The sequence below is a fragment of the Microbacterium barkeri genome (assembly GCF_027921765.1).
GTDB classification, from domain to species: domain Bacteria; phylum Actinomycetota; class Actinomycetes; order Actinomycetales; family Microbacteriaceae; genus Microbacterium; species Microbacterium barkeri.
The window spans coordinates 1-24,315 of record NZ_BSEJ01000007.1 but is presented as its reverse complement, the minus strand read 5'-3'; the positions used below and the strand labels follow the sequence as shown (position 1 = coordinate 24,315).

Here is a 24,315-nt window from a genome sequence, read left to right as displayed (position 1 = left end):
GGATGTATCCCCTCATCTTCACGCACGTCCTCTCGCGCTTCGACCCCGAGGTCGCGCACCACCTCGCCATGCCCGTGATCCGGGCCATGGGCATCCGCCCGCTCTCCTGGGTGGCGCGCGCTCTCACGCGCCCGGCTCCGGAGCTGCGCGTGAAGGCGCTCGGGCACGAGTTCCCGACGCCGTTCGGCGTCGCCGCGGGATTCGACAAGAACGCCGTGGCCGTGCGTGGTCTGGACGCCCTCGGGTTCGGCCATGTCGAGGTCGGCACCCTCACCGCGATCCCGCAGCCGGGCAACCCCCGTCCGCGCCTGTTCCGTCTCGTGGCCGACCGGGCGCTCATCAACCGGATGGGCTTCAACAACGCGGGCGCGGAGGCGGCCGCGCGGCGACTCGCCCGACTGCGTCGCGGAGGCGCCGTCGTCGGGGTGAACATCGGCAAGAGCCGGGTGGTCGCCGTCGAGGACGCCACGGCCGACTACGTTGCGAGCGCCCGCATGCTCAGCCCGCTCGCCGACTACCTGGCCGTGAACGTGTCATCGCCCAACACACCGGGCCTGCGCGGGCTGCAGGCCGTCGAGACGCTGCGCCCCCTCCTCGCCGCGGTCAAGGACGCGGCGGGGGAGACGCCCCTGCTCGTCAAGATCGCGCCCGACCTGCCCGACGACGAGGTCGAGGGTGTGACGCGTCTTGCCCTCGAGCTCGGGCTCGCGGGCCTCATCGCCACGAACACGACGATCTCGCGCGAGGGCCTCACCGCCGACCCCGCGACGATCATCGCGGCGGGCGAGGGCGGCCTCTCCGGCGCTCCGCTCAAGGCGCGCTCGCTCGAGGTGCTGCGGATCGTCCGGTCGGTCGCGACCGATCCCGGCTTCTGTGTCATCTCGGTCGGCGGCGTCGAGACGGCCGAAGAGGTGCAGGAGCGCCTCGACCTGGGCGCGACGCTCGTGCAGGGGTACAGCGCGTTCATCTACGAGGGCCCGCTCTGGGCCCGCAGGATCAACCGCGACCTCGCGGCTCTTCGCGCCCCCGGTCGCTGAGCTCCCGGCGCTCCGCGCCCGGAATCGCAGAAGCCCCGGAGCCGATGGCTCCGGGGCTTCTGCGATGCGTCAGACCGCGGGGTACTGGCCGCGCTTGACCTGCGCCTTGGGGAGGCGCATGAAGCGCATCTGCACCGAGCGCATCGCGGCGTACCAGCCGAGGCCCTTCTCGAGCTTGTCCTTGCCGCCGAACTTCTCCGCCGCCTTCGTCTTCACGCGTCGCGACAGGATGATCATGTCGCCCACGGCGAAGAGGATGAAGACCCAGAGCACGATGAACGACCAGTACTGGGTCGCCGGCGACGGGATGAACGTGGCGACGATGACGAGCACCATCATCGGCATGAGGAACTCGCCGAGGTGCCAGCCTGCGTCGGTCCAGTCACGGGCGAACCGCTTCTGCGGGCCCTTGTCGCGCAGGGGGAGGTACTTCTCCTCGCCGTTCGCCATGCCGATGCGGGCACGCTCCTGGCGCGCGCGCAGCTCGGCCTTCGCGGCCTGGCGGGCCTCCTTGGTGTCGGGCACGAGGGGTCGACGGCGAGCCGCCTCGCGTTCGGCGCGGGTCGGGGTGGGGCGCCCCTTCCCGACGGGGGGCGTCGCCTCGGACGCGTCGTTCTCGGCGGGTGGTGTCTTGGCCATGAGGGAACCTCGGAAGTCTCGTCGCGGGATGTACCTAAGATTACCGGCATGAACTCCCAGCTCCCTGCGGAACCCCAGCTCATCGACGCCGCGGAGGGCGGCATCCCCTCGGCGCTCGCCGATCTCGGGCGCCTCGTGCGCATTCCCGGGATCGCATGGCCGGCTTTCGACCAGGAGCAGCTGCAGCGCAGTGCGCAGGCGATCGCGCAGCTCGCGGAGGACACCGGCGTCTTCGACGAGGTCCGCGTCCGCACCGCGGCGATCCCGGAGACGGGGGAGCAGGGGCAGCCGGCCGTGCTCGCGACGCGGGCGGCGCGCAACGGCCGCCCGACGGTCATGCTCTACGCCCACCACGACGTGCAGCCCCCGGGCGATGAGGCGCTCTGGGAGACGCCGCCGTTCGAGCCGACGGTGCGCGACGGGCGCCTCTACGGGCGCGGTGCGGCGGACGACAAGGCCGGCGTCATGGCGCACATCGCCGCCCTGCGCGCCCTGCGCGAGACGTACGGCGATGATCTCGACCTCGGCATCGTCCTCTTCGTCGAGGGCGAGGAGGAGTACGGCTCGCGGTCGTTCACGTCGTTCCTCGCCGATCACGCCGAGGAGATGCGCTCGGACGTCATCGTCGTCGCCGACTCGGGCAACTGGGACGCGGAGACCCCGGCCGTGACCGTATCCCTCCGCGGGAATGCGAAGTTCCACCTCACCGTCCGCACCCTCGACCACGCGTCGCACTCCGGGATGTTCGGAGGGGCCGTGCCCGACGCGATGATGGCGACCATCCGCCTCCTCTCCACGCTGTGGAACGACGACGGCTCCGTCGCCGTCGACGGGCTCGCCGCACGCGAGGCGGAGACGCCCGCCTACGACGAGGACACGCTGCGCAGCGAGACCGGGCTCCTGCCGGGCGTCCAGCCCATCGGGAACGGCAGCATCCTCTCGCGGATCTGGAACAAGCCGTCGATCACCGTGACCGGCATCGACTTCACGCGCGTCGCGGCCGCGTCGAACACCCTGTCGCCCGAGGTCACGGTCGTCGTGAGCGCCCGCGTGGCACCGGGGCAGAGCGCGCAGGACGCGTACGACGCGATCGAGAGGCATCTCCGCGCCCACGCGCCCTTCGGCGCCGAGCTGGCCTTCAGCGAGATCGACCTCGGGAACGGCTTCCTCGTCGACACGAGCGGATGGGCCGTGGAGACCGCGCGCGGGGCGATGCGCGACGGCTACGGCAAGGATCCGGTCGACCTGGGGGTGGGCGGGTCCATCCCGTTCATCGCCGACCTCGTCGAGCGGTACCCCGGCGCGCAGATCCTCGTGACCGGCGTGGAAGACCCTCACTCGCGCGCGCACAGCCCGAACGAGTCGCTCCATCTCGACACGTTCCGCCACGCCGTGCTCGCCGAGACCCTCCTGCTCGCACGCGCGAACGCGCGCACCGTCTGATCGCGTCGCGCTGAGCCCGCACCCGGCGGGCGGCGGTACCATGGATCGACCCCGCCGCCTGCGCGGCCGTCCCCGAAGGAGCGTCATGACAGACACGACACTTGCGGCCGATGCCGCGACGCGCGCTCACGGCGTGAGCCTCACCGACGCCGCAGCCGCGAAGGTCAAGAGCCTGCTCGAGCAGGAGGGTCGCGACGACCTGCGCCTGCGCGTCGCCGTGCAGCCCGGCGGCTGCTCGGGCCTCATCTACCAGCTGTACTTCGACGAGCGCTACCTCGAGGGCGACGAGACCGTCGACTTCGACGGCGTCGAGGTCATCGTCGACAACATGAGCATCCCGTACCTCGACGGCGCTCAGATCGACTTCAAGGACACGATCTCGGAGCAGGGCTTCACGATCGACAACCCGAACGCATCGGGTTCCTGCGCCTGCGGCGACAGCTTCCACTGACCCCGCCCCGCGAAAAGCCCCGCGCCACGCCGGAGCGGGGCTTTCGTGTGCCCAGACGGGCCCTGCGAACCGGGGCACGCGCTGGAAGGTTGGCCAGAATCGCATGTGCGGTTGCCCTAGACTTGAAGACGCCCTATCCACGTTCGAAAGGTGAATTCGTGCCGTCGAAACGCCATCTCCGCTGGGCTGCGATCCCCGCGATCGCTGCGGCAGCCGTCGCTCTCGCAGGGTGCACGCCCACGGAACTGCACGGATACCTCCCCGGGTTCGATGAGTCCGGGACCCCCACCACCGACCAGGCGCCCATCATCGCGTCGCTCTGGGTGGGCTCGTGGGTCGCGGCGCTCGTCGTCGGCATCATCACCTGGGGCCTCATGCTCTGGGCGATGGTCGTGTACCGCCGCCGCAAGGGCCAGACGGGGCTGCCCGTGCAGCTCCGCTACAACATGCCCATCGAGATCTTCTTCACCTCGGTGCCGCTCATCCTCGTGCTCGGCCTCTTCGCCTTCACGGCGCGCGACCAGGCGATCATCGAGACGCCGCACGAGGACCCCGACGTGACGATCACGGCGATCGCCAAGCAGTGGGCCTGGGACTTCCAGTACAACGGCGAGGCCGAGGACGGCTCGGACACCGTCTGGACGATGGGCGTCCAGGCGCAGCCCGAGGCCAACGGCGACATCGACCAGGACGAGCTGCCCACGCTCGTGCTCCCGGTCGACAAGCGCGTCACGATCGACCTGCAGTCGCGCGACGTCATCCACTCGTTCTGGATCATCGACTTCCTCTACAAGAAGGACATGTACCAGGGACACGAGAACTCGTGGTCGTTCATCCCGACCCGCGAGGGCGAGTACCAGGGCAAGTGCGCCGAGCTCTGCGGCGAGTACCACTCGATGATGCTCTTCAACGTGAAGGTCGTCAGCGAGGCCGAGTACGAGGCGTACCTCGACGAGCTCGAGGCCAAGGGCCAGACGGGCGACATCACCGACGCCTACGACCGTCTCGCCAACAACCCCGGCACCGGGGCTGCCAGCACCACGGAAGAGGAGCACTGATCATGGCGACCGTCACGGAGCGCCCGACCACGCTGCCTCCCCGCCAGGCCGCTCTCCTGAGCGGCTCGCGCGTGGAGCAGAAGGGCAACATCGTGGTCAAGTGGATCACCTCCACCGACCACAAGACCATCGGGTACATGTACCTGATCGTGTCGCTGCTGTTCTTCGCGCTCGGCGGCGTCATGGCCCTCGTCATCCGCGCGGAGCTCTTCGCGCCGGGCATGCAGATCATCCCGACGAAGGAGCAGTACAACCAGCTCTTCACGATGCACGGCACCGTGATGCTGCTCATGTTCGCGACGCCGCTCTTCGCGGGCTTCGCGAACGCGCTCCTGCCCCTGCAGATCGGTGCGCCTGACGTCGCGTTCCCGCGTCTGAACGCCTTCGCCTTCTGGCTGTTCACGTTCGGATCGCTCATCGCGGTCGCGGGCTTCCTCACGCCGCAGGGTGCGGCCTCGTTCGGATGGTTCGCCTACCAGCCGCTCGCCAACGCGTCGTTCACGCCCGGCATCGGCGGCAACCTCTGGATGCTCGGCCTCGGCATCTCGGGCTTCGGCACGATCTTCGGCGGTGTGAACTTCATCACGACGATCATCACGATGCGCGCACCCGGCATGACGATGTGGCGCATGCCGATCTTCACGTGGAACACGCTCATCACGAGCCTGCTCATCCTGATCGCGTTCCCCGTGCTCGCGGCCGCCATGTTCGCCGCCGCCTCCGACCGCATCTTCGGCTCGCACATCTACGACCCGGCGAACGGCGGCGTGCTCCTCTGGCAGCACCTGTTCTGGTTCTTCGGTCACCCCGAGGTGTACATCATCGCTCTGCCGTTCTTCGGCATCGTGTCGGAGATCTTCCCGGTCTTCAGCCGCAAGCCGATCTTCGGCTACAAGACGCTCGTCTACGCGACGATCGCGATCGCCGCGCTGTCCGTCTCGGTGTGGGCGCACCACATGTACGTCACGGGCGCCGTCCTGCTGCCGTTCTTCGCCCTCATGACGATGCTCATCGCCGTCCCGACCGGCGTGAAGATCTTCAACTGGATCGGCACGCTCTGGCGCGGCTCGGTGACGTTCGAGACGCCCATGGTCTTCGCCCTCGGCTTCCTCGTGTCGTTCGTCTTCGGCGGCCTGACCGGCGTCATCCTCTCGTCGCCGCCGCTCGACTTCCACCTGAGCGACTCGTACTTCGTCGTGGCGCACTTCCACTACGTCGTGTTCGGCACGGTCGTGTTCGCGATGTTCGCCGGCTTCTACTTCTGGTGGCCGAAGTGGACGGGGCGGATGCTCAACGAGCGCCTCGGCTATGTGCACTTCTGGATGCTGTTCATCGGCTTCCACATGACGTTCCTCATCCAGCACTGGCTGGGCGTCGACGGCATGGTCCGCCGCTACGCGGACTACTCGGAGGCCGACGGATGGACCTGGGGCAACCAGCTCTCCACGGTGGGCGCGGTCATCCTCGGCGCCTCGATGCTGCCGTTCCTCCTCAACGTGTGGATCACGGCGCGCACCGCTCCGCGCATCACGGTCAACGACCCGTGGGGCTACGGCGCCTCGCTCGAGTGGGCCACCTCGTGCCCGCCGCCGCGCCACAACTTCACGTCGATCCCGCGCATCCGCAGCGAGCGCCCGGCGTTCGACCTCAACCACCCCGAGGCCGGCGTGCCCGTGGGTGTCGGACCGGCCAAGGACGCGCCTGACGCGCCCGCGGTGGACCTCGCCGATGGGAAGGTGAAGTAATGCGCTCCAACGTCGTCATCTGGTGGCTGCTCAGCGGGTTCTTCCTGCTCTGCGCGGTCATCTACGTCGGGTGGGGGCTTGCCTACTACGGCGGCCACATCGAGTGGGTGGGCGCCGTGGCGCTCCTCTTCACGGCCTTCATGGCCGCTCTGATCGCCTTCTACGTCCAGCTGGTCCACAAGGGCCAGCACGGTGTGGAGCTTCCCGAGGATCGACTCGACGCCGACATCGACGATGGCGAGACCGAGCAGGGCGAGTTCAGCCCGTGGTCGTGGTGGCCCCTCGTGCTCGGCAGCGCCGTGGCGGTGGGCGCCGTCTCGCTCGCGACCGCGCACTTCCTGATCCCCGTCGCGGCCGGCCTGCTGATCGTCGCCCTCTTCGGGTGGGTCTACGAGTACTACCGCGGCAACTTCGCGCGCTGAGCAGCGCACGCGCCGCAGAGGCCCCGATCCGGTTCGTCCGGGTCGGGGCCTCTTCCGTTCATGCTCTTGTCTTCGTCGTTCCCCGAGAGGAACCTGAAGAAGGAGGGCGACATGGGTGCCGGTTACCTCGTCAACGGACGGCGTATTCTGCAGCTCGCCTCCGCGGCTCTCGCAGCGGGAGGCGCACTCACGGCCGCACTCGTGCCCGGTTTCGTCACCGTGTCCGCGGACTCTGCAGGGAGGCAGGGGACCGAGACGCGCACTCTCCTCGAGGCGATGGGAGCGGTGTCTCTCCTGATCGTCCTCGTGCCTGTCCTGGTCGCATGCCTTCCGCTGCTGTTCCGCGGTCGCGCCTGGGCTGTCTCGTCCGTCGTCGCGCCCCTCTTGCTGGCTCTCTGGGTTGGGATCGGGATCACGACGCTCGGAATGTTCTTCGTTCCTGCCCTCGTCGTATCCGTTCTCAGCCTCTTCTTTCCATTGCGGGCACGGGCTGCGCCGAGAGCCGCGTGATCATGCGCCGCTCACTCTACGCGCGCCGCTAGGTTCGGAGCATGGGATCTCTTCGCCGACTGGCCGTGCTCGACGACTACCAGCGCGTGGCGGCGTCCTACGCCGACTGGGATGCGCTCCGTGCGCGAGGCGTCGACGTGGTCTTCTTCCACGAGCACTTGGGGGATGACGCCGCTCGCGCCCTGCAGGGCTTCGACGCGGTCGCGGCGATGCGCGAGCGCACGGCGTTCGACCGGGTCGCTCTCGAGCGCCTGCCGGCTCTGCGCCTTCTCGTCACAACCGGGATGGCCAACGCGTCCATCGACCTGGTGGCGGCGCGCGAGCGCGGCATCGTCGTCGCCGGGACTCCCGGCTCCGCGGCCGGTGCTCCAGAGCTCACCTGGGCGCTCCTGCTGGCCGCCCTCCGGAACCTCCCCGTGGAGGACGGGAACGCGCGCAGCGGGGCCTGGCAGCAGACCGTCGGGCGCGAGGCGGAGGAGATGACGCTCGGCATCGTCGGGCTCGGACGCATCGGCTCGCGCATCGCCCGCTATGCGCACGCGTTCGGGATGTCGGTGGCCGCGTGGAGCCCGCATCTCACGGAGGAGCGCGCCGCTGCCGCCGGCGCCGAGCGCGCGTCGACGCTGCTCGAGCTCGCCGAACGAGCGGACATCCTCTCGCTCCACCTGCGGCTGTCCGACAGCACGCGTCTCGTCGTGGGGGAGAGGGAGCTGCGCGCGCTCGGCCCGGACGGACTGCTCGTGAACACGGCGCGCGCTGGCCTTGTCGACACGGACGCTCTCGTCCGCGGGCTGACGGAGGGATGGCTCGGCGGCGCCGCGCTCGACGTGTTCGACACCGAGCCGCTTCCGCACGACCATCCGCTTGCGTCCGCGCCGCGGACCGTCCTCACGCCCCACCTCGGCTACGTGACGAGCGCGTCGTACGAGGTGTTCTATCCCGCGATCGTGGAGAACGTTCAGGCGTTCCTGGATGGCGCGCCCATCCGCGTGCTCGGCTGAGGGATCCGGTGACAGCAGAAGGGCCCCGGATCCGAGGATCCGGGGCCCTTCTGCTGAAGCCGTTGGCTCAGTGCTTGTCGTGGCCCGACTCGAGCTCGCCGTGGGCGTGCCCGTCGCCGTACTCGTGAAGCACGTGCTGCTGGTGCTCGAGCGCCGCGCGGTACTCCGTCTCGGTGACCGGAGCGAGGCGGTCCTCGAAGAACCAGCGCGAGAGGCCCGCGCGGAGCTTCTGGCCAGCCGTGATGCGGCCACGGTCGTCAGGACGGACGACGAGAGGCTCGTACGTCTCCTCCGCGACGAGCTTCCAGCGCTCGTACTCGTTCACGGGCTTGTGCACCTCGCGGTACTCGCCGCCGGGGAGGCGGACGATGCGGCCCGACTCGTAGCCGTGGAGGACGATCTCGCGGTCCTTCTTCTGCAGCGCGATGCAGACGCGCTTCGTGATGAAGTACACGACCACCGGGGCGAGGATCAGCGAGATCTGGAGGAAGAGGATGACTCCCTCCATCGTCAGGCGGAAGTGCGTCGCGATGATGTCCGACGAGGCAGCGGCCCACAGCGTCGCGTAGAAGACCACGCCGGCCGCGCCGATCGCGGTGCGCGTCGCGGCGTTGCGCGGGCGCTGGGCGATGTGGTGCTCGCGCTTGTCGCCCGTGATCCACGCCTCGATGAAGGGGTAGAACATGACGACCACGATGAAGAGGCCGAGGACGACGAGCGGGATGAGGATGCCGAACGACAGCGTGTAGTTGCCGATGACGACGTCGAGGTGCGAGGGGGCGAGACGCAGCGCGCCGTCCGCGAAGCCGATGTACCAGTCGGGCTGGGTTCCAGCCGAGACGGGGGACGGGTCGTACGGACCGTAGTTCCAGATCGGGTTGATCTGCACGAGCGATGCGATGAGCACGATCGCGCCGAACACGATGAAGAAGAAGCCGCCCATCTTGGACATGTAGACCGGCATCATCGGGTAGCCCACGACGTTCTCGTTCGTGCGGCCGGGGCCGGCGAACTGCGTGTGCTTGTTGACGATCATGAGCAGCAGGTGCACGGCGATCAGGCCGATGACGAGCAGCGGCAGGATCAGGATGTGCAGCGTGTACAGGCGGCCCACGATGTCGGTGCCGGGGAACTCGCCGCCGAAGAGGAGGTACGAGGTCCACGTGCCGATGAGCGGGATGCCCTTGATCATGCCGTCGATGATGCGGAGGCCGTTGCCCGAGAGGAGGTCGTCGGGGAGCGAGTAGCCCGTGAAGCCCTCGGCCATCGCGAGGATGAACAGGACGAAGCCGATGACCCAGTTCAGCTCACGCGGCTTGCGGAACGCGCCCGTGAAGAACACGCGGAGCATGTGGATGCCGATGCCCGCCACGAAGACGAGCGCCGCCCAGTGGTGGATCTGGCGGACGAGCAGACCGCCGCGGATGTCGAAGCTGATGTGCAGCGTCGACTCCATGGCCGCGGACATCGGGATGCCGCGCATCGGCAGCCAGGCGCCGTCGTAGTGCGTCTCGACCATCGACGCCTGGAAGAAGAACGTGAGGTACGTGCCCGAGAGCAGGACCACGACGAACGACCACAGCGCGATCTCGCCGAGCATGAACGACCAGTGGTCGGGGAAGACCTTGCGTCCGAGGGCCTTGACGAAGCCGGACATGCTCGTCCGCTCGTCGATGTAGTTCGCCGTCGCGCCGACGAAGCGTCCGCCGAGGGGCTTCTCCTGCGGCTTGTCAGTGACGGTTGCGGTGCTCAATGACGCTCCCAGAAGCTCGGGCCGACGGGTTCGGTGAAGCCGCTCTTGGCGACGAGGTAGCCCTCGTCGTCGACGGTGATGGGCAGCTGCGGCAGCGGACGCGCGGCGGGGCCGAAGACGACCTTCGCGTGGTCGGACACGTCGAACTGCGACTGGTGGCAGGGGCACAGGAGGTGATGCGTCTGCTGCTCGTACAGGGCGACGGGGCAGCCGACGTGCGTGCACACCTTGGAGTACGCGACGATGCCGTCGTACGACCAGTCCTTGCGCTCCTCGCTCTCGGTGAGCTGCTCGGGGAGCAGGCGGACGAGGAGCACGATGGCCTTCGCCTTCTCCTCGAGGTAGCCGTCGGAGTGCGACAGCGACGCGAGCGACTCGGGGATGATGTGGAACGCCGACCCGAGCGTGACATCCGACGCCTTGACGGGCGTGCCCTCCGGGTCGAGCACGAGGCGCTCGCCCTTCTCCCACATCGTCTCGTTGAGCAGCTGGACCGGGTCCTTGCCGTCGTTCGGGGCGAGGTTGCGGAAGAGCGTGATGCCCGGGATGATGCTGGCCGCGAGAGCCGCGAACAGCGAGTTCCGGATCATCTTGCGGCGTCCGAAGCCGGACTCCTCGTTCGCGTCGGCGAAGGCCTTGACGGCGGCCGCGCGCGTCGGCTCGGAGCCGCGGGTCGTGTGGCGCTCCTCGACGAACTCCTTGTCGCTCATGATCGCCTTGGACCAGTGGATGGCCCCGATGCCGATCGCGAGCAGCGCGAACGCGATGCCGAGTCCGATGAACAGGTTGTTGTTTCGGATGGCCGACATCGTGGCGTTGTCGCCCTCGATGGGGAACAGCATGTAGGCGGCGACCGCCCAGATGCTCGCCGCCACCGAGACGTAGAACAGCGTGTAGATCGTGCGGACCGCACGGCGATTGGCCTGCGGGTCCTTGTCCGTGATGCGCGCCCGGTGCGGGGGGAGCCCCGGGTTCTTCACGGGGTCGTCGACCGCGACGGCGAGGCCGGGAGAAGGCCGGTAGGCCTTCTCGACCGCCTGCGTGTCGTGCTCGTGTGCCATGTCGCTCTTGTCCTCTTCGTTCGCCATGCTCAGTTCGACTTCGCCGTGATCCACACCGTGATGGCCACGAGGCCACCGATGCCGAAGATCCACACGAAGAGACCCTCCGCGACGGGGCCGAGCGAGCCGATCGTGAAGCCGCCGGGCGCCTGCTGCTCCTGCTGGTAGAGGAGAGCGGAGATGATGTCGCGCTTGTCCTCGGGCGTGAGGTTCATGTTGTTGAAGACGGGCATGTTCTGCGGGCCGGTGACCATGGCCGCGTAGATGTGCAGGGCGCTCGTGTCCTGGATGTCCGGGGCCCACTTGCCCTGGGTGAGCGCGCCGCCGGCTGCGGCGACGTTGTGGCACATGGCGCAGTTGATGCGGAACAGCTCAGCGCCACGCGCGAGGTCGCCCTCGCCGTCGAGCACGTGGTCCGACGGGAAGTCGGGGCCGGGGGCGACCGACTGCACGTACTCGGCCATCGCGAGGATCTGCTCCTCGGTGAACTGGACCGGCTTCTGGTCGGCCTGCGGGCCCTGGGCGGCCATCGGCATGCGGCCGGTGGAGACCTGGAACTCGACCGCGAGCGCGCCGACGCCGTACAGCGAGGGGCCGTCGTCCGTGCCCTGCAGGTCGAGGCCGTGGCAGGTGGCGCAGTTCGCCTGGAACAGCTTCTCGCCGTCCTCGGCGGTCAGGCTCGTCTCGGCCGCGGTGGGCTGGCTCGTCGCGGCGACGGCCGCGGACGCGCCGGCGTAGATGCCGCCGGACAGGACGAGGCCGATGCCGATGAGGGCTGCTGCGGCGAGGGGGCTGCGACGGCCGTGGGAGCGGCGCTTCTTCTCTCGTGCCATGGGGATGTTGTTGCTCCGCTCTTACTTCAGGAAGTAGATGACCGCGAACAGGGCGATCCAGACGACGTCGACGAAGTGCCAGTAGTACGACACGACGATCGCCGTGGTGGCTTCCTTGTGCGTGAACTTCTTGACCGCGTACGCGCGGCCGATGGTGAACAGGAACGCGACGAGGCCGCCGGTCACGTGCATGGCGTGGAAGCCGGTCGTGAGGTAGAAGGCCGACGAGTACGAGTCGGCGCCGTACGGCATGCCCTCGCTGACGAGCTGCGCGTACTCCCAGACCTGGCCGGAGACGAAGATCGCGCCCAGCGCGAAGGTCACCCAGAACCACGGGACCATGCCCCAGCTCTTCCAGCCGTTGCCCTTGACGGTGTAGGGCTGCATGCGCTCCGCGGCGAACACGCCCATCTGGCACGTGACACTCGAGAGCACGAGGATGATCGTGTTCACGAGCGCGAACGGCACGTTGAGGAGCTCGGTGCGGCTCTCCCAGAGCTCGGGGGAGGTGCTGCGGAGGGTGAAGTAGATCGCGAACAGACCCGCGAAGAACATGACCTCGCTGCCGAGCCAGACGATCGTGCCGACGGCGACGGGATCGGGGCGCTTCACGGTTCTCGGCGCAGGGGCATACGTAGCTGAGGTCGTCACCCGTCCATTATGGCCGATATCGGGGAGTGATTTTGGCACCGGAGGGTGTGCGTCGCACCCTCCTGCGACTTAGGTTCGCCTTACAACCTGCTGGGAGACCGCCCCGCATGCGCCCTAAGATCGAGGCATGATCGATGAGCTCAGCTGGCCGTCCGTTCTGACCACGGTGCTGTCCCGTCAGGACCTCAGCGTGTCGGAGGCGACCTGGGCCATGCGGCAGGTCATGCAGGGTCAGGCGACGCCCGCTCAGCTCGGCGGATTCCTGCTCGCCCTGCGCGCCAAGGGGGAGTCGGTCGAGGAGATCATCGGCTTCCGCGACGCGATCCTCGAGGCCGCCGTGCCGCTGCCTGTCGATCCGCGCGTGCTCGACATCGTCGGGACCGGGGGCGATCGCTTCGGCACCGTCAACATCTCCTCGACGGCATCGATCATCGTGGCGGCCACGGGCATCCCCGTCGTGAAGCACGGCAACAAGGCCGCGAGCTCCAAGTCGGGCGCATCGGATGTCCTGAGCGCGCTGGGCATCGATCTGCGCCTCCCGGCTGAGGCCGTCGCGCAGGTGCTCGACGCGGCCGGCATCACGTTCGCCTGGGCCGCCGCGTTCCATCCGGGCTTCAAGCACGCCGGTCCGACGCGCGCCGAGCTGGGCGTCCCGACGGTCTTCAACTACCTCGGGCCGCTCGTGAACCCGGCGCGTGCCGAGGCGAACGCGGTGGGCGTCGCGCAGATCGAGAGCGTTCCGCTCATCACCGGCGTGTTCCGCACGCGGGGCGCGACGGCCCTCGTGTTCCGCGGTGAGGACGGGCTCGACGAGCTCACCACGACGGGGTACAGCCGCATCTGGGAGATCTCGAACGGCGACATGCACGAGTTCGACATCCATCCGCGCGACATCGGCATCCCGACGGCGCAGATGGAGGACCTCCTCGGCGGCACCCCCGAGCACAACGCCGATGTGCTGCGTCGCACGCTCGCGGGCGAGGAGGGAGCTGTCCGGGACATCGTCCTGCTCAACGCCGCGGCGGGGATCGTGGCCTACCGGCTGTCGCAGGACCCGACGCAGGCCCAGCGCAACATGATCCAGCGGCTCACCGAGGCGCGCGACGAGGCGGCGGCCGCGGTCGACGACGGGCGGGCGACCGCGAAGCTCGAGGAGTGGATCGCGGCGACGCAGCGGTTCAGCGTCGCCTGATCGTCAGCGGTCGAGCGCGTCGATCGCGCGGGCCATCGACGTGCCGAGGTTCCATCGCTCGGCGAGCTCGAGGGCGGCGGTGCGGCGCGCCTCGTCGAGCGGGCGCAGCTCTCCGTCGACGTCGCCGAGCGCGAGGTCTCTGACGACCGCGACGACCCGAGGCGCCACGTCGAGGTACGGCGCGGCGGCGAGGACCTTCGCGGCCTGACCCTTCGTCATGCCCGCGCCCTCGGCGGCGGCAGAGCGGATGGCCGCGAGATCGCCATGCGCGGCGAGGAGCGTCGCCGCCGTCTTCTCGCCGACCCCCGCGACGCCCGGCAGCCCGTCGGACGCGTCGCCGCGGAGCGTCGCGAAATCCGCGTACTGGTCGGCGCGGATGCCGTATCGCTCGAGGATGACGCCCTCCGTCATCACCTCGAGCTTGCTCATGCCCTTCACGGTGGAGATGACGCGCACCTCGCGGGCGTCGTCGACGAGCTGGAAGAGGTCGCGATCGCCCGTGACGATGTCGACGGGCATGGCGGACTGCGTCGCGAGAGACCCGATGACGTCGTCGGCCTCGTGCTCCGCCGCACCCACGATCGGGATGCCCAGCGCGCTGAGCTCCTCGCGGATCACCGGCACCTGCGCCTCGAGGGGATCGGGGACCTCCTCCACGTCGGGGCCGGCCGCGACGACTTCGACGACGCGGTGCGCCTTGTACGACGGGATGAGGTCGACGCGCCACTGCGGGCGCCAGTCGTCGTCCCAGCAGGCGACGAGGTGCGTCGGCTCGTAGGTCGTGACGAGCTTCGCGATCATGTCGAGGAGGCCGCGCGCCGCGTTGACGGGCGTGCCGTCGGCGGCGCGCACCGTGTCGGGAACGCCGTAGAACGCGCGGAAGTAGAGCGAGGCGGTGTCGAGCAGCATGAGGCGGGGCACGTGCCCATCCTGCCAGTGCCGCCGCGTCACCATCCGTTCATGTGCGCGTCGTCCGCGGCTCACCCGCGGACCGGGGCCCGTTCACGACCTCGACTCACCCTGGTCGTCAAGGTGGGACACCCGCGTCTCGCCGCGCGGGGCATCCCGCAGAGCCAGGAGGTCACGTGGAGCGCGAGCCGGTCGCATGGATCGAGTCGCCCCTGCAGCTGCTCGGGGCGGCCGAGTGGGCGCACGCTCACGGCACGGTGATCGATGTCGCGTGCCGCCTCACGACCCAGGTTCCCGAGACCGCGGCAGAGCTCTCGGCCCGGCGCGCGCCGCTCGGAGACATGCTCCCGTACTTCGGCATCCCGTGGCGGCTGCTCGCGCGTCACCGGCACTGGATCGTCGGCGACGGCTTCTCGGGGCAGTTCCGTCTCGCCGCGAGCGTGCTGCGCCCCGACCGCGTGACGTTCCTCGACGACGGCGCGAACACGCTCGCCCTCGCCGACGCGCTCACGGGGCGGCGCCCCTACGCGCGACCGGGGCAGACCGAGCGCGGGCTCACGGCGCGATTCGGCCCCTCGGCCCTCGAGCACCTGCGCCGACGCGCACACGCCGGCGGCGTCGACCTCTTCACGGCGTTCGCACTGGGCGACGAGCGCACCGCGGCGCTGGGCACGCTGGGGGTCGGCGTCGGCGCCCACGGATTCGGATGGCTGCGCGACAGCGCGCACAGCGACCGGATGAGGCGGGCCGTGGGTGGAGATCGCCTTCTGCTCGGCAGCGCGCGCCCGGTGGACGGGCATATGCCGCTTCCCGACTACATCGCGTGGGTCGCCGACGAGGCGGCCGCTGAGCCGGTGACGTACCTGCCGCACCGCCGTGAGACCGATGAGCAGCTCGACCTCGTCTCGGCGCTGCCGGGTGTGACGGTCGCACGCCTCGGGCTTCCGGTCGAGCTGGTGCTGGCGGGGGCCGGGCGGCCGCTCGAGGTCCTGTCGCTCGCGACGAGCGCGACGACGACGCTGTCGCTGCTGCTCGAGGGCACGGGAAGCGTGCTGCGCGAGAAGGACGGCATCGTGCGACGCACGGGCGAGCCGTTCGCGGACGAGCTGCCGGGGCGGACAGCCCCGGATGAGACTGCGGCGGTCGGCGCGAGGGAGCTGGGGGGCTCCGGGGGCGCGCCGACCGCTGCGATCGACGACGCGGCGACGGCGCCGGCCGACGTCGTCGCGGTGATCCCCGCTCGCGGCGGGTCGGTGGGGGTGCCGGGCAAGAACCTCCGCCGCATCTCGGGGGTCCCGCTTGTGGGCCGCGCGGTGCGCTCGGCGCTCGACGCGGGCATCGACCAGGTGTTCGTGTCGACCGACGATGCGGAGATCGCGGCGACCGCGACGGTCCACGGGGCGGCGGTGATCGAGCGTCCGGCGGAGATCGCCGGTTCGACCGCGAGCTCGGAGTCGGCGCTCCTGCACGCGCTCGACGCCCTCGCGGCCCAGGGCGTGCGCCCGCGCGTGCTCGTCTTCCTGCAGGCGACGTCGCCGTTCATCGACGCCGAGGCGCTCCGGATGGCGGTGGCCGGGGTCCGAGAGGGGAATGCCGATTGCGCGTTCTCGGCGGTCGAGTCCTACGGCTTCCTGTGGCGGCGGGGCGAGCAGGGGGCCGAGGCGGTCAACCACGAGGTCGGGTACCGGCCGCGGCGGCAGGACCGCGAGCCGCACTTCCTCGAGACGGGCGCGTTCTACGTGCTGGATGTCGAGGGCTTCCTCCGCGCCCGCCATCGGTTCTTCGGCCGTATCGAGATCGTCGAGGTTTCCGAGCGCACGGCCATCGAGATCGACTCCGAGGAGCAGCTCGAGATCGCCCGGGCGATGGCGCCGCTCATCGACCGGATGCGCGTTCGCGCGGGCGCGCGGCGTCGGTTCGCGCACGCGATCGACGCATGACCACCGCCGCACTGCGGCGGGTCGTGGGGATCGCCGACACGGACTCGTACGTCAAGTGGGCGGCCGCCCTGCTCGGGACCCTCCCGGATGAGGCCGGCGAGCTCATCGTGCTGGACACGCCGCTCGTCGTGAGCGACGCCCAGCTCGAGACGGCGCTCGCGGGAAGCGGGCTCGATCGCAGCCGTGTTCGGCGCGCCGCCTTCGACGAGCTCGCGGAGCTCGTGGCGGATGCCGACGCGGTGCTCGTCGCCGCGCGCGGTCCGCTCGTGCGCGTCGTCGCGAGGGAGGTCGCACAGCTGGAGCCGCGGCCCGTCATCGTGACGGGGCTCCCGGGCATCTCCGTCCCCGCGACGTGGCTCGCGCTGCACTTCCGGCGTCAATGCGATCTCTTCGTGCTGCATGCGCATCGCGAGGTGCGTGAGTTCGCCCGGCTCGCGGAGGAGCGGGGGATCGCGCAGCGGTTCGGCCTGGCTCGCCTGCCGTTCGCGGCAGGAGGCACGCCGAGCGGGCAGCCGGCGCGCGGCGGAACGGACCTCGTGTTCGCGGCGCAGGCGATCGTGCCGCGCGCGCGTGAGGATCGTGAGCTCGTCGCGCGCATCCTCGTCGACGCGGCGAAGCTCGACCCGAGTCGCCGTGTCGTCGTGAAGCTGCGCGGGTGCGCGGGGGAGCAGCAGACGCACGCCGAGCGGGATGCCTATCCGGATCTCATCGCCGAGCTCGGCGACGTGCCGCCGAATCTCGTCTTCTCGACGGAGCCGATGGGCGAGGCGCTCGACAGGGCCGAGGGGCTCGTGACCGTCAGCTCGACCGCGGCGATCGAGGCCATCGCGCGCGGCGTGCCCGTGATCGTGCTCGACACGTTCGGCGTCTCGCGCCGCCTCATCAACGTCGTGTTCGAGGGGAGCGGCCTGTTCGGCGGTGAGGACGACGTGATCGCGCGGAGCTTCCGCATGCCCCGCGCGGAATGGCTGCGCGACAGCTACTTCCACGACACGGCGGACGACGACTGGAGCGAGCAGCTCGCCGGGCTCGTGGCGCAGCGGCGGGCGGGAGCGCTCGCGCCGCGCCCGCCGTACCGGCGCTGGGGAGGCCGCGCTCGCGACGCGTGGGAGCGGCGGCTCGCGCTGGGCGACGCCGACCGCACGGTCTCGGGAGCCGTCGCGTACGCGATCGGCGTGCCCATCCGCTCGGTGCTGCGCTTCACGAGGCGCATGAGACGACGCCTCGGCGCTGCCGTCTCAGCAGCCGGGGCCCGCGGGGTTCTCGACGCATGAGCCCTCGACGAGGGCGGTGTGCGCCTCGACCACCCGCACGGATGATCCTGCTGACGTCGCGGTGACGAGCCCGTCGACGGGATAGACGCCCCACACGCCGAAGTCGACCACGGCGCTGTACGACACGGCGACGACGACGTCGTACGAGCCGCGGGCCGCATAGGCGTGACTCGTCTCGGTCGCCGAGAACTCCGGGAGCCCGAGGTCGTTCCACGTCGATCCGCCCGAGCCGACCGTCTGCACCGTGCCGTCGCCGAAGTCGAAGGCGAACGACGCGGGGGTGAAGGTCACGGTGACCGGCAGCCCGAACAGCGAACCGCCAGCGACGTGCTCCTGAGCGGGCGCGACGACGTTCATCGGCATGCCCACGATCGCGATGCCGGCGGGCTCGGTGGTCACGCTCGGCGGAGCCGGAGCGAACGTCAGCACGTCGCGCTCGGTCAGCGGCGGGATGACCGGCGCCTCCGGCTCGGGATCCTCCTCCGCCGGCGGCTTCTCGACACGGCACTGATCCCGCGCCTCCGGCCAGTTCTCGAGCCGGCACGGCACCCGCTCCTCCTGCTGCCCCGGCACCTGCGGCAGGCCGTTGTCGCCGTAGTCGATGTACTCGTACTCCTGCTGCGGGTTCTGCTGCTGCGGCGGAGGAGCCTGCGGGATATGCCGCTCTCCCTCGAGTTCGACGTGGTCTTCCTCATTGTCCGGGCACGAAATCCAGGCGTTGGGCGCGGCGCAGACCGGGACGGCCTCAACATCACCGGGAGCAATAACGAGTGCCTGGCCCGCTGCGAGCATCGCGAGAGCGATCGTCCACGCGCGAGTTAGCATTCGTAATCACCTGCCACATCGCTCTCGGCGATTGCATAGCCGGTCCGGGTCGACGCATGTTCGAATGCGACTTCAAGCGGTTGACGGTCTAGCCGCTCTTCAGTGACGAGGGATATACCTTCTGCGTCAACAACATCAACGTCAGTCACATCGAGACAGAGCATGGCAACTGTTCGCCCGCCATCGGTGCTAAAGCTCACTCCGGAAAATGTGTCATATTTCGTTTCGCCGGTTACGGTCCATCCATCGGCGTGCATTTGGGAGAAAAGTTCTCTGAGCTCAGCGTTCTCCTTCTCCACGGCCCATTCATAGACGTTCTCAAAAGTTTTGGGATCGCTGAGTATCACGGCGTTCGTTGCCTCGATATACGCCCGATACGTCTCCTCCGCCGCGGCGAACGCCTCCTCCTCGGACGCGAAGCCGGTCGGCGTCGGCGTCGGCGCGGGCTCGGGAACGCAGCCCGCGAGCGAGATCGCGCCGACGATCGCGGCGACGAGGGCGAGGGGCCTGCGGGGCATCATGCTTGTCACGGTAGTGCGCTCGCGGCGCGGACGCGGCAGTTATCCACAGGCCATGATGCGGTCACTGGAAGTCGCGCGAGTTGTGCTTGACCCCGACGCGGAGGTCTTCGAACGCGTCGGCGAGGAGGTTGATGACGCCCTCCGGTGAGCGCTCGAGGATGCCGCGTGCGATGAGCGCGGGGCTGTCGCGCAGCACGCGTCGGTAGCGGTTCCAGACGCCCGTCGAGCAGATGACGTTCATGAGCCCGTGCTCGTCCTCGAGGTTGAGGAACGTCACCCCCGATGCGGTCGCCGGGCGCTGCCGGTGGGTCACGAGGCCCGCGATCTCGACGCGGCGACCGGACTCGTGCGTGCGCAGCGCGGTCGACGGCAGCACGCCCCGGCCGTTGAGCTGCACGCGGTAGTGCGCGAGCGGATGGTCGTTGACCGAGATGCCCGTGGCCCACAGGTCCGCGGCCAGGCGCTCGAAGCTCGAGGGGTCGGGGAAGAGCGGCGGCTGCACCGACGCGACCGTTCCCGGCAGGAACTCCGCGCGATCGAGCGCCGCCGAGCCGGCCATCCAGATCGCCTCGCGACGGGTCATCCCGAGGCCCTCGAACGCCCCCGCCGTGGCGAGCGCCTCGACCTGCGCCTCGGTCACGCCCGTGCGCCGCACGAGCCCGTTGAGGTCGGTGAACGGGCCGTTCGCGGCGCGTTCGGCGACGATCCGCTTCGCGGTGGCGAGGCCGATGCCGGTGACCCCGGCCAGGCCGAGGCGGACGGCGTGCGCCCCATCGCGGCGGTGCGCCTCCGATTCGTCGCGCGCGCTCCGGTCGAAGTCGCCGACGGGAGGCTGGTCGTGCTCACGGCACGTTTCCCGTCCGGTCGGCGCCCTGCGCGCCGCGCCGATCGTCTCGCGGCTGTGCACACGGTGCGCAGGCTCGTCGGCGCGCTCGAGGGGCTCGAGCTCCTCGGCCGCACCCGACAGATTGATGTCGGGCCGGCGCACGCGCACCCCGTGTCGACGCGCATCTGCCGTGAGCGACGCGGGCGAGTAGAAGCCCATGGGCTGCGAGCGGAGGAGCCCTGCGAGGAATGCGGCGGGGTAGTGGAGCTTGATCCACGACGAGGCGTAGACGAGCAGCGCGAACGACAGCGAGTGCGACTCGGCGAAGCCGAAGTTCGCGAACGCCTGGATGCGCCCGTACAGGTCGTCGGCGAGCTCTCCCGTGATGCCGTTCTCGGCCATCCCCGCGTAGAGCTTCTTCTTGAGCGTCTCGATCTTCTCCTGCCCGCGCTTGGAGCCCATCGCCCGACGGAGCAGGTCGGCCTCGCCCGCGTCGCAGTTGCCGACGGCGACCGCCATCTGCATGAGCTGCTCCTGGAAGATCGGCACGCCCAGCGTGCGCTTGAGCACCGGCTCGAGCTTGGGGTGGGGGTACTCGACGACCGCCGCGACGCACGCGTCGTACGACAGATCCGGATGCTCGCGGCGGTAGGCCTCGAGGGCCGCCTTCCGCTTCACGAACGGATGGACGGCCCCGCCCTGGATCGGACCGGGGCGGATGAGGGCGATCTGCACGACGAGGTCGTAGAACGAGCGCGGCTGCAGCCGGGGGAGGAGGCCCATCTGCGCACGCGACTCCACCTGGAAGACGCCGATCGAGTCGGCGCGGCACAGCATGTCGTAGACCGCGGCCTCCTCGCGCGGGAGCGTCTCGAGCCGCCACTCCTCGCCTGTGGCCTCGCGGATGATGTCGAAGCAGTGCTGCAGCGCCGCGAGCATCCCGAGACCCAGCAGATCGAACTTGACCAGACCCATCCACGCCGCGTCGTCCTTGTCCCACTGGATGACCGTGCGCTTCTCCATGCGGGCGTGCTCGATGGGCACGACCTCGCCCACGGGGCGCTCGGTGAGCACCATCCCGCCCGAGTGGATGCCGAGGTGCCGAGGCGCCTTGAGCAGCTCGGTCGCGTACGCGAGCACCTGCTCGGGGATGTCGTGGTCGGGACCGGTGTCGACCGAGGCGCCCCAGCGCTCGACCTGCTTCGACCAGGCGTCCTGCTGGCCGGGGGAGAAGCCGAGGGCCTTGGCCATGTCGCGGATGGCGTTCTTCGGCCGGTACTGGATGACGTTCGCGACCTGCGCCGCGCGCTCGCGGCCGTACTCGTCGTAGACCCACTGGATGATCTCCTCGCGCCGATCCGAGTCGAAGTCGACGTCGATGTCGGGCTCCTCGTCGCGCAGCGCGGAGAGGAAGCGCTCGAAGGGGAGGTCGTAGAAGATCGCGTCGACCGCGGTGATGTCGAGCAGGTAGCAGACGGCGCTGTTGGCGGCGGAGCCCCGACCCTGGCAGAGGATGCCGCGGCGCCGGGCCTCCTGCACGATGCCGTGGACGATGAGGAAGTAGCCGGGGAAGTCCTTCTCCTCGATGACGCGCAGCTCCTTCTCGATGCGCGTGCGCACCTCCTCGCGGCGACCGGGGTACTTGCGGTCGACGCCCTCCCAGACGAGATGGCGCAGATGCTCCATCGGCGTGCATCCGTCGTCGAGATCGAGCTTCGGCAGCGCGGGCTTCGCGAGCCGCAGCGGGAAGGCGAGCTCGTCGGCGAGCGGCACGGTGCGCTCGACCGCCCCGGGATGGCGCGCGAAGAGCCGCGTCATCTCGGCGCCCGAGCGCAGGTGCGCCGCCGTGTGCGCGGGAAGCCAGCCGTCCAGATCGTCCATGCTGCGGTTCGCGCGCACGGCCGCGATCGCCGTCGCGAGCTGGGCGTCGCGCGGCGAGGCGTAGTGCACGTTGTTGGTCGCCACGGTCGGCAGGTGCAGGCGGCCGGCGAGCGCCGCGAGCGCGTCGTTGCGGGGCGAGTCGAGCGGATCGCCGTGGTCCGTGAGCTCGACGCTCACGTTGTCGCGGCCGAAGAGCGCGACGAGGCGCTCGAGCTCGCGCCCCGTGCGCTCGAGATCTCCTCCTCCGCGCAGCGAGGCATCGAGCGCCCTCCGCACCGCGCCCTTGCGGCACCCGGTGAGGACGACCCACTCGCCGCCGGCCTGCGCGCCGAGCTCCTCGAGGTCGTAGAGGGGGCGCCCCTTCTCCCCTCCGCGCAGCTGCGCGTGCGTGATCGCGGCCGAGAGCCGGTGGTATCCCTCCTCGCCCCGGGCGAGCACGAGCAGATGATCGCCCTCGGGATCGGCATGGCCCTTCTGCGGCTCGGAGAGCCCGAGCGAGAGCTCGGCGCCGAACACGGTCTTGACGCTCGTCGTCTCGGCCGCCTCGGCGAAGCGGGCGAGACCGTAGAAGCCGTCGTGGTCGGTGAGGGCGAGGGCATGCAGGCCGAGGCGCTCCGCCTCCTCGACGAGGGCCTCGGGTGACGAGGCTCCGTCGAGGAACGAGTACGACGAGTGCGCGTGCAGCTCGGCATAGGGGATGGCGTCGACCGGGCGCTCGATGGGAGGCGGCGTGTACGCGCCGCGCTTGCGGCTCCACGCGGGGCTGTCGCCGCCGTCCGCTCCGGCCGGGACGGGATCGGGGCGACGCCCGCTCAGCGCGCGCTCGAGCTCCGACCAGCGCACGGGCGGGTTGTGCCATCCCATCAGGCGTACCTCCCCTCGATCCACCAGGAGTCGTCCTCCAGCACGATGAGCCAGGCCGTCTGCTCCGCGTCGACCACCTGGAAGCGGTGCGCCCGCCGCATCCGCTCGCCGTCCCATCCGCGCTCGATCACGGGCCACGGCCCTGCCCATGCCGTGATGGGGCGCCCGTCGATGACCGCGGGCGCCGCCGTGAGCAGCCCGCGGTCGTCGACGGAGACCTCCGCGCCGCCCTGGCCGGAGACGCGCGTGCGCCTCGGATGGCGGAACACCTCGCTCGGCAGCGGCTGCGGCAGCGATCCCGGCCACGGCGCGTCGCGTCGCTGAGCCGGCCGCTCCCCGTCGCCCCACGGCACGCGCACCTCGCGCTCCTGCAGCCAGCGCCCGCCGCCGACGGCAGGGGTGACGACGCCGCGGTGCCCGAGCATCGCCTGCACGCGCGACATCGCGTGATGGAGTCGCTCGTCGGGGCCCTGGCCGATGAGCGTCGGCTGGTGATGCACGCTGTCGTCGACGGCCTCGGGCTCGATGCGGACGTGCGCGATGCCGCCGATGAGGCTGCCGCCGTCGTCGGCGGCAGCCTGCAGCTGCCAGCGCACGCGGTCGACGAGGGCCGCGGGGTCGAACCGCGTGGGATGCAGCCACACGCGCTCGCTGCGCGTGCCGCGGTCGTCGGTGAGGATGATCCGGGCCTCGGTGCAGACGAGCCCGGCTTCGCCGAGGGCAGTGCAGACGTCGTCGCACGTCTGGCGCACGGCGAAGGCGATCTGATCGGCGAGCTCGAGCGGCGGCTCGAGATCGAGCTCGCGCGCGAGCTCGGGCGGCGGCGTGCGCGGCTCGACGGGACGGGAGTCCGCGCCGCGTGCGAGATCGTGCAGCCGCACGCCGTGCTCGCCGAGTCGTGCGCGGACCTGCTCGCCGTCGAGCGCGGCGAAATCGCCGAGGGTCTGCACGCCGAGCTTCGCGAGCAGCCCCACGAGGGCGTCGTCTTCGATGGCCGCGATGGAGAGGGGCGCGAGGAAGTCGGCGGATGCTCCAGGCGGCACGCAGCGGACGGGGGCGTCCGCGCGCGTCAGGCGGGCGGCGCGCTCGGCGGTGAAGACGCCGTCGGCGACGCCGGCGCGGGCTCCTGGGAGCCCCATCGCCGTGAGCGCCTCGATGAGGGCGAGGGCGGCGGGCTCCTCCCCGCCGTAGAAGCGGGCGGGGCCCCGAGCCCGCACTGCGGCGAGGCCCGGTCGCAAGGGCTGCACACCGGGGGTGAGCTCGTCGAGGCGCGTGAGCACGGGCAGGAACGCGCGCTCGTCGCGCCCCGGATCGGCCGGGGCGAGCTGCAGAGAGGGGCAGGCCGCCTGCGCGTCGCGGCGGCGCTGTCCGCGGCGCACCCCCTCGGCGCGCGCCGCCGCCGAGCAGGCGACCACGCGGTTGGCATGCAGGATCGCGACCGGCGGAGCGGCGGCGACCGCCGCAGCGGCGGTCGCCGGC

General features: G+C 70.3%; 21 protein-coding genes. 11 read left to right on the top strand and 10 right to left on the bottom strand.

Annotation, left to right across the window (positions count from 1 at the left end; all coding sequences use genetic code 11):
* Nucleotides 1-2: 2 nt before the first annotated feature.
* The gene (locus PKE79_RS08450; RefSeq protein WP_271173251.1) at nucleotides 3-1,037 is read left to right on the top strand and encodes a quinone-dependent dihydroorotate dehydrogenase; all 1,035 of its coding nucleotides are present in this window, start codon (nucleotides 3-5) and stop codon (nucleotides 1,035-1,037) included.
* A gap of 69 nt (nucleotides 1,038-1,106) precedes the next feature.
* Here PKE79_RS08450 and PKE79_RS08445 read toward each other — a convergent pair whose 3' ends face one another.
* Entirely contained in the window at nucleotides 1,107-1,676 is a 570-nt protein-coding gene (locus PKE79_RS08445; protein WP_271173250.1) for a DUF3043 domain-containing protein, read from the bottom strand.
* 48 nt (nucleotides 1,677-1,724) lie between these two features.
* Here PKE79_RS08445 and PKE79_RS08440 point away from each other — a divergent pair, with 48 nt between their 5' ends.
* The 7 genes from PKE79_RS08440 (at nucleotide 1,725) to PKE79_RS08410 (ending at nucleotide 8,306) form a co-directional block, all read left to right on the top strand.
* Entirely contained in the window at nucleotides 1,725-3,119 is a 1,395-nt protein-coding gene (locus PKE79_RS08440) for a dipeptidase (protein ID WP_271173249.1), read from the top strand.
* 85 nt (nucleotides 3,120-3,204) lie between these two features.
* Nucleotides 3,205-3,570: an iron-sulfur cluster insertion protein ErpA gene (erpA, locus tag PKE79_RS08435; protein WP_271173248.1), complete on the top strand. Its 366-nt coding sequence runs from the start codon at nucleotides 3,205-3,207 to the stop codon at nucleotides 3,568-3,570.
* Between the two features lie 158 nt (nucleotides 3,571-3,728).
* Nucleotides 3,729-4,628, top strand: coding sequence for an aa3-type cytochrome oxidase subunit II (gene ctaC / locus PKE79_RS08430; RefSeq protein WP_271173247.1), 900 nt, complete (start codon nucleotides 3,729-3,731; stop codon nucleotides 4,626-4,628).
* A 2-nt stretch (nucleotides 4,629-4,630) separates the two neighbouring features.
* A complete protein-coding gene (ctaD, locus tag PKE79_RS08425; RefSeq protein ID WP_271173246.1) occupies nucleotides 4,631-6,373 on the top strand; it encodes an aa3-type cytochrome oxidase subunit I in 1,743 nt (580 codons plus the stop codon).
* Nucleotides 6,373-6,795 carry an aa3-type cytochrome oxidase subunit IV gene (gene ctaF / locus PKE79_RS08420; RefSeq protein WP_271173245.1) on the top strand — a complete coding sequence of 141 codons (423 nt, stop codon included), beginning with the start codon at nucleotides 6,373-6,375 and terminating at the stop codon, nucleotides 6,793-6,795. Before ctaD ends, ctaF begins: the two co-directional genes overlap by 1 nt.
* Before the next feature lie 60 nt (nucleotides 6,796-6,855).
* Nucleotides 6,856-7,305, top strand: a complete 450-nt coding sequence (locus PKE79_RS08415) for a hypothetical protein (protein ID WP_271173244.1) — start codon at nucleotides 6,856-6,858, stop codon at nucleotides 7,303-7,305.
* A gap of 41 nt (nucleotides 7,306-7,346) precedes the next feature.
* Nucleotides 7,347-8,306, top strand: a complete 960-nt coding sequence (locus PKE79_RS08410) for a D-2-hydroxyacid dehydrogenase family protein (RefSeq protein WP_271173243.1) — start codon at nucleotides 7,347-7,349, stop codon at nucleotides 8,304-8,306.
* A 67-nt stretch (nucleotides 8,307-8,373) separates the two neighbouring features.
* Here the strand turns inward: PKE79_RS08410 and qcrB are convergent, their stop codons facing one another.
* Genes qcrB through ctaE form a run of 4 tightly spaced genes read right to left on the bottom strand, consistent with a single transcriptional unit; the run spans nucleotide 8,374 to nucleotide 12,604 of the window.
* Nucleotides 8,374-10,059 carry a cytochrome bc1 complex cytochrome b subunit gene (qcrB, locus tag PKE79_RS08405; protein WP_271173242.1) on the bottom strand — a complete coding sequence of 562 codons (1,686 nt, stop codon included), beginning with the start codon at nucleotides 10,057-10,059 and terminating at the stop codon, nucleotides 8,374-8,376.
* Nucleotides 10,056-11,120: a cytochrome bc1 complex Rieske iron-sulfur subunit gene (gene qcrA, locus PKE79_RS08400; RefSeq protein WP_271173241.1), complete on the bottom strand. Its 1,065-nt coding sequence runs from the start codon at nucleotides 11,118-11,120 to the stop codon at nucleotides 10,056-10,058. The genes qcrB and qcrA overlap by 4 nt, the downstream gene beginning before the upstream one ends.
* A gap of 29 nt (nucleotides 11,121-11,149) precedes the next feature.
* The gene (gene qcrC, locus PKE79_RS08395) at nucleotides 11,150-11,953 is read right to left on the bottom strand and encodes a cytochrome bc1 complex diheme cytochrome c subunit (RefSeq protein WP_271173240.1); all 804 of its coding nucleotides are present in this window, start codon (nucleotides 11,951-11,953) and stop codon (nucleotides 11,150-11,152) included.
* 21 nt (nucleotides 11,954-11,974) lie between these two features.
* Nucleotides 11,975-12,604: an aa3-type cytochrome oxidase subunit III gene (gene ctaE, locus PKE79_RS08390; RefSeq protein WP_271173239.1), complete on the bottom strand. Its 630-nt coding sequence runs from the start codon at nucleotides 12,602-12,604 to the stop codon at nucleotides 11,975-11,977.
* 127 nt (nucleotides 12,605-12,731) lie between these two features.
* Here ctaE and trpD point away from each other — a divergent pair, with 127 nt between their 5' ends.
* Entirely contained in the window at nucleotides 12,732-13,796 is a 1,065-nt protein-coding gene (gene trpD / locus PKE79_RS08385) for an anthranilate phosphoribosyltransferase (protein WP_271173238.1), read from the top strand.
* A 3-nt stretch (nucleotides 13,797-13,799) separates the two neighbouring features.
* Here trpD and PKE79_RS08380 read toward each other — a convergent pair whose 3' ends face one another.
* A complete protein-coding gene (locus tag PKE79_RS08380; RefSeq protein ID WP_271173393.1) occupies nucleotides 13,800-14,705 on the bottom strand; it encodes a 5'-3' exonuclease in 906 nt (301 codons plus the stop codon).
* A gap of 176 nt (nucleotides 14,706-14,881) precedes the next feature.
* Between PKE79_RS08380 and PKE79_RS08375 the strand changes: the two genes are divergently transcribed.
* Together PKE79_RS08375 and PKE79_RS08370 are read left to right on the top strand one after the other, a co-directional pair.
* Nucleotides 14,882-16,645: an acylneuraminate cytidylyltransferase family protein gene (locus tag PKE79_RS08375; protein ID WP_271173237.1), complete on the top strand. Its 1,764-nt coding sequence runs from the start codon at nucleotides 14,882-14,884 to the stop codon at nucleotides 16,643-16,645.
* Complete coding sequence (locus PKE79_RS08370; RefSeq protein WP_271173236.1) at nucleotides 16,642-17,919, top strand: DUF6716 putative glycosyltransferase; 1,278 nt, start codon at nucleotides 16,642-16,644, stop codon at nucleotides 17,917-17,919. The genes PKE79_RS08375 and PKE79_RS08370 overlap by 4 nt, the downstream gene beginning before the upstream one ends.
* Here PKE79_RS08370 and PKE79_RS08365 read toward each other — a convergent pair.
* The 4 genes from PKE79_RS08365 to PKE79_RS08350 all read right to left on the bottom strand — a co-directional run.
* Nucleotides 17,884-18,744: a hypothetical protein gene (locus PKE79_RS08365; RefSeq protein WP_271173235.1), complete on the bottom strand. Its 861-nt coding sequence runs from the start codon at nucleotides 18,742-18,744 to the stop codon at nucleotides 17,884-17,886. The two genes, PKE79_RS08370 and PKE79_RS08365, sit on opposite strands and share 36 nt — an antisense overlap.
* On the bottom strand, nucleotides 18,738-19,265 hold the full coding sequence (locus PKE79_RS08360; protein WP_271173234.1) for a hypothetical protein: 528 nt from the start codon (nucleotides 19,263-19,265) through the stop codon (nucleotides 18,738-18,740). The genes PKE79_RS08365 and PKE79_RS08360 overlap by 7 nt, the downstream gene beginning before the upstream one ends.
* Nucleotides 19,266-19,326: 61 nt before the next feature.
* Nucleotides 19,327-22,836, bottom strand: coding sequence for an error-prone DNA polymerase (locus PKE79_RS08355; RefSeq protein ID WP_271173233.1), 3,510 nt, complete (start codon nucleotides 22,834-22,836; stop codon nucleotides 19,327-19,329).
* On the bottom strand, nucleotides 22,836-24,315 hold a 1,480-nt coding region (locus PKE79_RS08350), incomplete at its 5' end, for a DNA polymerase Y family protein (RefSeq protein ID WP_271173232.1). The genes PKE79_RS08350 and PKE79_RS08355, both read right to left, overlap by 1 nt.